The organism is Nocardia transvalensis NBRC 15921 (genome assembly GCF_000308875.1).
GTDB lineage: Bacteria > Actinomycetota > Actinomycetes > Mycobacteriales > Mycobacteriaceae > Nocardia > Nocardia transvalensis.
In genome coordinates this window covers 1-7,611 of sequence record NZ_BAGL01000034.1, presented here as the reverse complement: position 1 = coordinate 7,611, position 7,611 = coordinate 1, and the positions used below count along the sequence as shown (strand labels likewise).

Annotated in this window: 7 protein-coding genes; 4 read left to right on the top strand and 3 right to left on the bottom strand. The window is 71.3% G+C overall.

Annotation, left to right across the window (positions count from 1 at the left end; translation table 11 throughout):
• From ON41_RS11370 to ON41_RS11355, 4 genes are all read left to right on the top strand, one after another.
• A partial coding sequence (locus tag ON41_RS11370; RefSeq protein ID WP_040747537.1) for a M20/M25/M40 family metallo-hydrolase occupies positions 1-1,102 on the top strand: 1,102 nt, incomplete at its 5' end.
• Positions 1,103-1,271: 169 nt separating this feature from the next.
• On the top strand, positions 1,272-2,108 hold the full coding sequence (locus ON41_RS11365; RefSeq protein ID WP_040747535.1) for an alpha/beta hydrolase: 837 nt from the start codon (positions 1,272-1,274) through the stop codon (positions 2,106-2,108).
• Positions 2,109-2,228: 120 nt separating this feature from the next.
• The gene (locus ON41_RS11360; protein WP_040747534.1) at positions 2,229-2,954 is read left to right on the top strand and encodes a DUF2334 domain-containing protein; all 726 of its coding nucleotides are present in this window, start codon (positions 2,229-2,231) and stop codon (positions 2,952-2,954) included.
• Positions 2,954-4,063, top strand: coding sequence for a glycosyltransferase (locus ON41_RS11355; protein WP_040747533.1), 1,110 nt, complete (start codon positions 2,954-2,956; stop codon positions 4,061-4,063). Before ON41_RS11360 ends, ON41_RS11355 begins: the two co-directional genes overlap by 1 nt.
• Before the next feature lie 246 nt (positions 4,064-4,309).
• On the opposite strand, the gene ON41_RS11350 is transcribed toward ON41_RS11355, so the two are convergent.
• The 3 genes from ON41_RS11350 to ON41_RS11340 form a co-directional block, all read right to left on the bottom strand.
• Positions 4,310-5,200 (bottom strand): DMT family transporter, encoded by an 891-nt coding sequence (locus ON41_RS11350; RefSeq protein ID WP_246829503.1) that lies wholly within the window; start codon positions 5,198-5,200, stop codon positions 4,310-4,312.
• Between the two features lie 58 nt (positions 5,201-5,258).
• On the bottom strand, positions 5,259-6,710 hold the full coding sequence (locus ON41_RS11345) for a neutral zinc metallopeptidase (RefSeq protein WP_051161248.1): 1,452 nt from the start codon (positions 6,708-6,710) through the stop codon (positions 5,259-5,261).
• A 289-nt stretch (positions 6,711-6,999) separates the two neighbouring features.
• Positions 7,000-7,611: RNA polymerase sigma factor (locus tag ON41_RS11340; RefSeq protein WP_040747531.1), on the bottom strand; the 612-nt coding region annotated here is incomplete at its 5' end.

Here is a 7,611-nt window from a genome sequence, read left to right as displayed (position 1 = left end):
GCATATGGATGTCGTGCCGGTCGACGACGAGCAGCGCTGGACCCATCCGCCGTTCGAGGGTGTGGTCGACGCCGATTTCGTCTGGGGCCGCGGCGCGATCGACGACAAGAGCCGGGTGATGGCGATCCTGGAGGCCGTCGAGGCCGCGCTGGCGGCGGGACAGCGACCACTCCGCACGATATATCTGGCGTTCGGGCACGACGAGGAGGTGTTCGGCTCGGCGGGCGCCGCCCGCATGGCCGAGCATCTGCGCGCGCTGGACGTGCGCGCCGACCTGCTGGTCGACGAGGGCGGCGTGGTCACCACCGGTCTCGCGCCGGGCGTGCGGCGTCCCGTGGCGTTCGTGATGCTGGGCGAGAAGGGCTGGGCCACGGCGCGTTTGGCGGTGACCGATCCGGGCGGGCATTCGTCCATGCCGGGCCGGCAGACCGCGGTCGGCCGGATCGCGCGGGCGGTGGCCCGGATCCAGGATCGTCCGATGCCGGTGCGGATGACGCCGGTGACCGCCGACATGCTCACCCGGATCGGCCCGGCCATGCCCGCGGTGAGCCGGGCGGCACTGGGCCTGCTCCCCCACGCGGGCGGGGCGGTGGCGCGGGCCATGGCCACGCGGCCGCAGACCGAGGCGCTGGTGCGCACGACCGCGGCCCCGACGGTGATCCGCGGCGGGGTGAAGGCGAACGTCCTGCCGCAGTCGGCCGAGGCGCTGGTGAACTTCCGCATCCTGCCCGGCGATTCGGTGACCGGGGTGCTCGAGCACTGCCGCCGGGTGGTGCGCGACAGCGGGGTCTCGATCGAACTCGTCGGCATGTCCTCGGAGCCGTCGGACATCTCCGGCCCGGGACCGTCGTTCGACCTCGTCGCGGATATCGCGCGCGCCGTGGTGCCCGATGCCGTGATCACGACCGGAATCGTCCCCGGCGCCACCGATTCCCGCCACTACGACGATCTCGCCGTCACCCGCTGCAATTTCTCCCCGATGATCCTCGACGCCACCGACCTGGGCCGCATCCACGGCACCGACGAACGCCTCGCCCGCACCGACTACGCCCGGCTGATCGAGTTCAACCGCCGCCTGATCGATCGGCTCACCACATCCTGAGCGCGACCCTGTTCGGCACGTCGCCTCGACCCGACTGCCCGATCGTGGTTTCCGGCGACGCCGAGCGAGAGGTCTCCTGCCGCCTGGCCGACGAGCGCGGGCCTTCTCCGATGGTCGCCCGGATATCGCTGCGGGCGTGCGACACTGGGCGGCGGCGGACGGAGGAGCTATGACGCGGACCGAGGACGGGGAGTTCCCGGGGCACGACGGGCGTATTCGCTGGCAGGCGTGGATACCCGACGGTGACGTGCGCGGGGTCGTCGCCCTCGTGCACGGGGTCGCCGAACATTCCGGGCGGTACCGGCACGTCGGGGAGCGGCTGGCGAGCGCCGGGTTCGCGGTCTACGCGCTCGATCACACGGGGCACGGGCGGTCGGAGGGCGGCGGGGCGAATATCGTCTCCATCGACGGCGCCGCCGACAACGTCGAATCCCTCCTCGGCATCGCGGCGGCCGCGCATCCGGGAGTGCCGAAGTTCGTCGTGGCCCACAGTATGGGCAGTCTCATCACCCTGTACCTCGCCACCCGCGCGCCGCTGGACGTCGCCGGGATCGCGGTATCCGCGCCTCCGCTGGTCGTCGAGGCCGGTAATCCCGTCCTGCGGGCGCTGGCCCCGATACTCAGCCGATGGGTGCCCAATCTCGGTGCGGTGCAGCTGGATTCGTCTGCCATCAGCCGCGATCCGGAGGTGGTCCGCGCCTACGACGAGGATCCGCTGGTATTCCGCGGCAAGCTGCCCGCCCGCACCGCCGCGGAGATCCTGCGCGCGAGCGAGACCGTCCTGGGCAGGCTGGACCGGCTGACCGTGCCGACCCTGGTCCTGCACGGCACGGCCGACGCCCTCGCGGCCCCGCAGAGTACGGACCTCGTCGAACAGCGCGCGGCCACGAAGGATCTCACCGTGAAGCGCTACCCCGGCCTCTACCACGAGATCTTCAACGAGCCGGAACAGGAGACCGTCCTGACGGATCTGGTCGACTGGCTGACCGAGCACGCGTCCCCGTAACGCACGGGCCCCGCACCCCCGGCACGGACCTCCCCGCTCACCACCGCGGCTACCCAACCCGCCCGGAACGCGTCCGCCGCTGTTCAGCTGGGCGCAACCGGCCGCTGCTACGGTGCGCGCGTGCCTGCACGCCTGGTAGTGAGTATCCATGACGTGGCTCCGGCGACGACCGCCGAGACCGAGCGCTGGTGCGCCGATGCCGATGCCTTCGGAATTCCGGTGTCACTGTTGGTGATTCCCGGTCCGTGGCGTGGCGCGAGCCTCGCCGCGACGCCGGAGTACGGGGGGTTTCTGCGTGCGCGCCGCGCGCACGGCGACGAGATCGTGCTGCACGGCTGGGATCACCGGGCGCCGCGCGAGGGCGCGCTGCCGCGTCGCGCCGTCGCCCAGCTGGTCGCCCGCGGCGCCGCCGAATTCGCCGCACTCGACACCGCCCGCGCCCGGGAGCGGCTGCGGCTCGGTATCGCCGTGCTGTCCGATCTGGACCTGACCACGACCGGCTTCACCCCGCCCGGCTGGCTGGCCTCGCCGGATGCCGAACGGGCCCTGGCCCGCGCCGGGTTCACCCACACCACCGACCACTTCGGGGTGCGAGACCTGCGCTCCGGCAGGCGAGTTCGCGGCTTCGCGCTCTCGCAGCGGCCGGGCGGTCAGGGCGAGCGGACGGCCGCGTGGCTGATGCGGACGCTGGCCCGGCGGACCGCCGCCCGCGGTGGATTCGTGCGCATCGCCCTGCACCCCGACGATCTGCACCGGCCGGGCCTGCGGGACGCCGCCCTGCGCGCGATCGATGCCGCGCTGGCCGCGGGCGCCCGCGCCACGACCTATGCCGAGGTGATCGGCTGATGCGGATCGTGCAGCTGGCCAACTTCTACACTCCCGCCTCGGGCGGGCTGCGCACCTGCGTCGACGAGATCGGCCGCGGCTATGTGGCCGCCGGGCACGACCGCGTGCTCGTCGTGCCCGGCCTGAGCGACGCCGACGACCGCACCGACGCCGGACGCCGGATCACCGTGCGCGGACCGCGTTTCGGGACCGCCGGATACCACGTGCTCACCGCCCGCCGCACCCGCCCGTTGCTGGAACGGCTCCGCCCGGACGTCCTGGAATGCAGCGACAAGCTGAGCATGCGCTGGCTCGCGCCGTGGGCGCGCCGGGCCGGGGTGCCGCTGGTGCTGTTCTCGCACGAGCGTATCGATGCCATCCTGCGCACCCGCGTCCCACCGGGCTTTCCGCTCGTCACCGCCGCCGACCTGGCCAATCGCCGGCTCGCGGCGCGCGTCGAGCACATCGTCGTCACCTCGGAGTTCGCGCGGGCCGAATTCGCCCGCATCGGCGCGCGCAATGTGCACCGCATCCCGCTCGGTGTCGATCTGGACACCTTCCGGCCGATCGAGGGCCCGGTGCCGGGTCACCCGCCGGTCCGGCTGATCATGGTGAGCCGCCTGTCCCGGGAGAAACATCCCGAACGCGCGATCGAGGCGCTGCGCCTGCTGCGGCACACCGGCGTCGACGCCCGGCTCACCGTGGTCGGCGACGGCCCGCTGCGCGAGGCCCTGGCCGACCTCGCGGCCGACCTCCCGGTGCATTTCCGCGGTCACGTCTCCGGCCGGAACACGGTGGCGGCTATGATCGCCGACGCCGATATCGCCCTGTGCCCCTCCCCCGCCGAAACCTTCGGCCTCGCCGTCCTCGAGGCGCTGGCCTGCGGCACCCCGGTCGTCGTCCCGAGCGCCGGGGCCGCCCGCGAACTACTGGGCCCGCCGGGCTCGGGCATCGAATGCGACGGCACCCCAACGGGCCTCGCCGACGCCGTCCACACCCTCCTCGCCCTCCCCGCCGAATCCCGCCGCCGAGCCGCCCGCCACAGCGCCGAACGCTTCCCCTGGTCCGCCACCGTCACCGGAATGCTCACCCTCTACACCAATTTCGAACCCGCCCTCCGCTCCGCCTGAGACCACCCACCGCGCAACATCCCACCCCGCCCCCACCGGTCCACCCCCGTTCCGGCACTGCCCCTCCGGCACATCGCCCTCGAGCGCGTCACTACTCCGGCAGACCACCCTTCACCACGTCACAACGCGGGCAGGCCAACCCCTTCAGCACGTCACACTCCCGCAGTTCACCCCCCTTTCCGGCATGCTTTCGGCCGGAATCCACTCGGGCTGGGGTGGATTCCGGCCAAAAGCACGCCGGAAGAGTCAGACCGAGGCACTTAGGGCGATCGGCGCTTGGGGCTGGCGTTCATCGTGGAGCGTCGGTGAATTAGCCAGCAGGGCAATGCCTCCGACGACGAGGGCGGCGGGGGCGATGAGCCATAGGAAGTCGGGCTGGGTGGCGGTGGCGAAGAGGGTGAGGCCGGCGATGTAGCTCAGGACAGGGTCGGTGACGGTCGTGGTGGTGAGTGCCGTCGGCAGGGATCCGCGGGCGAAGGCCTCCTGGACGAGGGTGCCCCCGACCACCGCGGAGACAGGCACCCCCAACCACGCCCAGCTCAGCTGCGGCAGAACGGGTGTCGCGACCGTGACCAGGACGGCGGTGGTGGCGAAGCAGCATCCGGCCGACACCGCCACCAGAGCGGAGCGCAGCTGCGTCGACCGCACCACGCGCGCCGCGAGCAGCAGCGACGGCACCGTGATCGCGACAGCGCCCAGCCCGAGCGGGAGCCGGTCCGTGCGCACCGCGCCGTGCGGAACACCTTGCGCCACAAGCAGTACCAGCCCGGCACAGATCACGGCCGTCCCCGCCCAGTCCCGGCGCAGCAGCCGCCGTCCCGTCCGCCGCGCGGCCAGCGGCAGCGCGAACGGCAGCTGCACCACCAGCAGCGCCTGCACCGTCGAGATCGCACCGCACCGCAGCGCCGCGGCATGGCAGAGGAATCCGGCGACGCTGAGCCCCTGCCCCAGCAACCAGCCGCGGCTGGTGAGCATGGATCGCGCGACCCGGATCACCGCCGGCACCCCGGGCGCCTCACCCGCCGCGAGCGCGGCGCTACGGACACTCCCCTGCTGCAACGAGGCCGAGAACGCGAACAGCAGGGCGGCCAGCAGCGCGAGGAGGCCGCTGACCGCCCATGGCCCGAGCGTGATCACATCCCCCATGGTCGGTGGCCCGGGTTAATCCCGGATGTCGCCGGTATGGATTCGGTGATTATTTGTATGCCGTCAAGCAGGCGCCCTCACCGTCGAGCACACCGGTCCGGAACGCCTCCAGCCGCTGGTAACCGCTGGGCACGAGTTTGCCGTCCACATCACCGGCCGCGAGACCGTCCGACAGCAGACCCGAAACGGCGGAGTCCAGATCGCCGGAGGTCAGCCGCGGATCGCTGGACGGATCGCTGAGCTTGGTGGTGATCACCCCCGACAGGCACGCCGTGCGCAGACCCGCCGTGTCCGGACCGGACAGAGGCAGATTGCGGTCCTTCTCCACCGCCAGCGCGTATCGCGAGATGAAGACCAGGAAGGCGTTGTAGTTGCCCTCCACCATCGCCGACAGCGGTTCGTCCGCGCCCGGTAGCGTCCCGGCGCGCGCGGCCAGCCCCGGCACATTCGTCCCGATCTTGTTCTCCGCCGGGCAGTACGAAACCGGTTCCACCGCGGTGTCTTTCGCGCAGTTCTTCACGATTCCGGAGTAGTCGTAGGCCGGAGGCTGCGCGACGGGGTAGATCTTGCCGAGCGCCTGGGAGACCAGGTCCAGCGAGGCGTTGTCGACCGGGAGCTGATTGTCCTTGTCGCCCTCCTCGAAGCTGGTGGGCAGCCCGCCGCGGCGCTGCTTGATCTCCTTCTTGTTGATGGTCTTGCAGCCGTCGGTGCCGTCCTGCCAGCCGATCTGCACCGCGGTCACCCGCTCGAACGCCGAACCGTGCGAGTTGTTCTTACCCTCCGGGTCGTGGTCGCGGACGGCGACCGCCGCGCCCAGCACGCCGTTGAGGCCGTCGGTGGTGTTGAGCGTGAAGTGCGAGGAGTGCCCCTCGGCCACCTGCCGCAGGAACACCCCGGCGAAGCAGTCGGCCTGCTGTTCCAGGACCAGCGTCGGCGTGAGGAAACCGTTGAGCCGGGCCTGATCCTGCAGCGAGTGGCCGTACTCGTGGGCGAGCACCATCACCACCGCCATCTTCCCGTACTTGTCGGTGACCAGCGGGAGCAGCTTGCCGCGATCCCAGCCGATGGTCTTGTCCAGCTTGCAGTAGGCGGCGTTGACCAGGTGATAGGTCGACGACTTACAGAAGTCGACCGCCTGCTCCCTGGGTGCGCGCGCATCCCAGGAGATGAACCGGTCCACGGGCTTGAACGTGCCCTTGAAGAATTTCGGGTATTCGGCGCTCCAGTAGTCCTGCAGGTCCGACAGCGTATTCAACGCCAGCCGGTCCATCTCGCCGCCGTCGCCGCCCTCGGCGCGCAGCGGCGCGTCGGGCGCACCCGGCCGCGGTCCGCTCGGCCCGCCGCTCTGGGTCGCGCCCGCCACCTCCCACGGATTGCCGGTATCGGCCGCGACCTGCTGTACCGCGGTGCCGGTCGTCTCACCGCCGCACCCGGCCAGCGCCGCCACGAGCACCAGCAGTCCCGCCAGCGCCGCGCACCGCACCCATGTCTGTCGTATCAAGTTGTTCCGCCTCCCCGAATACCGCTGTCCCGCACCCGGACCAAGACGGTCCGGTTCCCGCACCAGCGGTCCCCCCGTCTCCGAGCGCACACATAGTAATCAAGACGCCACCCCTAGCGAAACGGTTGCCAGAAACTTAACGACCCGCCCTTTCGGCGCGGCCCCACCCTTTCCGGCGCGACCCTATCCATTTCCCGGCACGCTTTTGGCCGGAAACCACCGTGACCGAGGTGGATCCCGGCCAAAAGCGTGCCGGGAAAAGAAGGGGCGGAACGAGACGTTGGGGGTATCAGTCGAGCCGGGCGGCTCGGTCGTTCAGATAGCGTTGCTGCGGAAGGCTTTTGGCCTTGCCCGCCGCCGCACGGTAGGCATCGCGAGCCGCGGCGGACTCACCCAGCATCTCCAGAAGGTGAGCGCGGACCGCGTCGACGCGGTGGTCGTCGCCGAGGCGATCGGCCACCTTCTCGACCAGCTGGAGCCCCGCCCGTGGCCCGCGCGCCATCGCCACCGCGACAGCGTGATTCAACACCACCACCGGATTGTCCGCCGACTCCAGCAGCCGCTCGTACAGCAGCGTGATCTGCGGCCAGTCGGTCGAGGCATAGTCGGGCGCCTCGTCGTGCAGGGCGGCTATCGCCGCCTGTAACTGGTACGGCCCCACCGGACCACGCGGCAGGGCCGCGGTGATCAACTCGATCCCCTCGGCGATATCGGCTGCCCGCCACAGACCACGATCCTGGTCGCGCATGGGGACAAGCTCACCCGCCGGACCCGTGCGCGCGGGCCGCCGCGCATCGGTCAGCAGCATGAGCGCCAGCAATCCCGCGACCTCACTGTCGCCGGGCAGCAGCCGGTGCAGCATCCGCGTCAGCCGGATCGCCTCGCCGGACAACTCGACCCG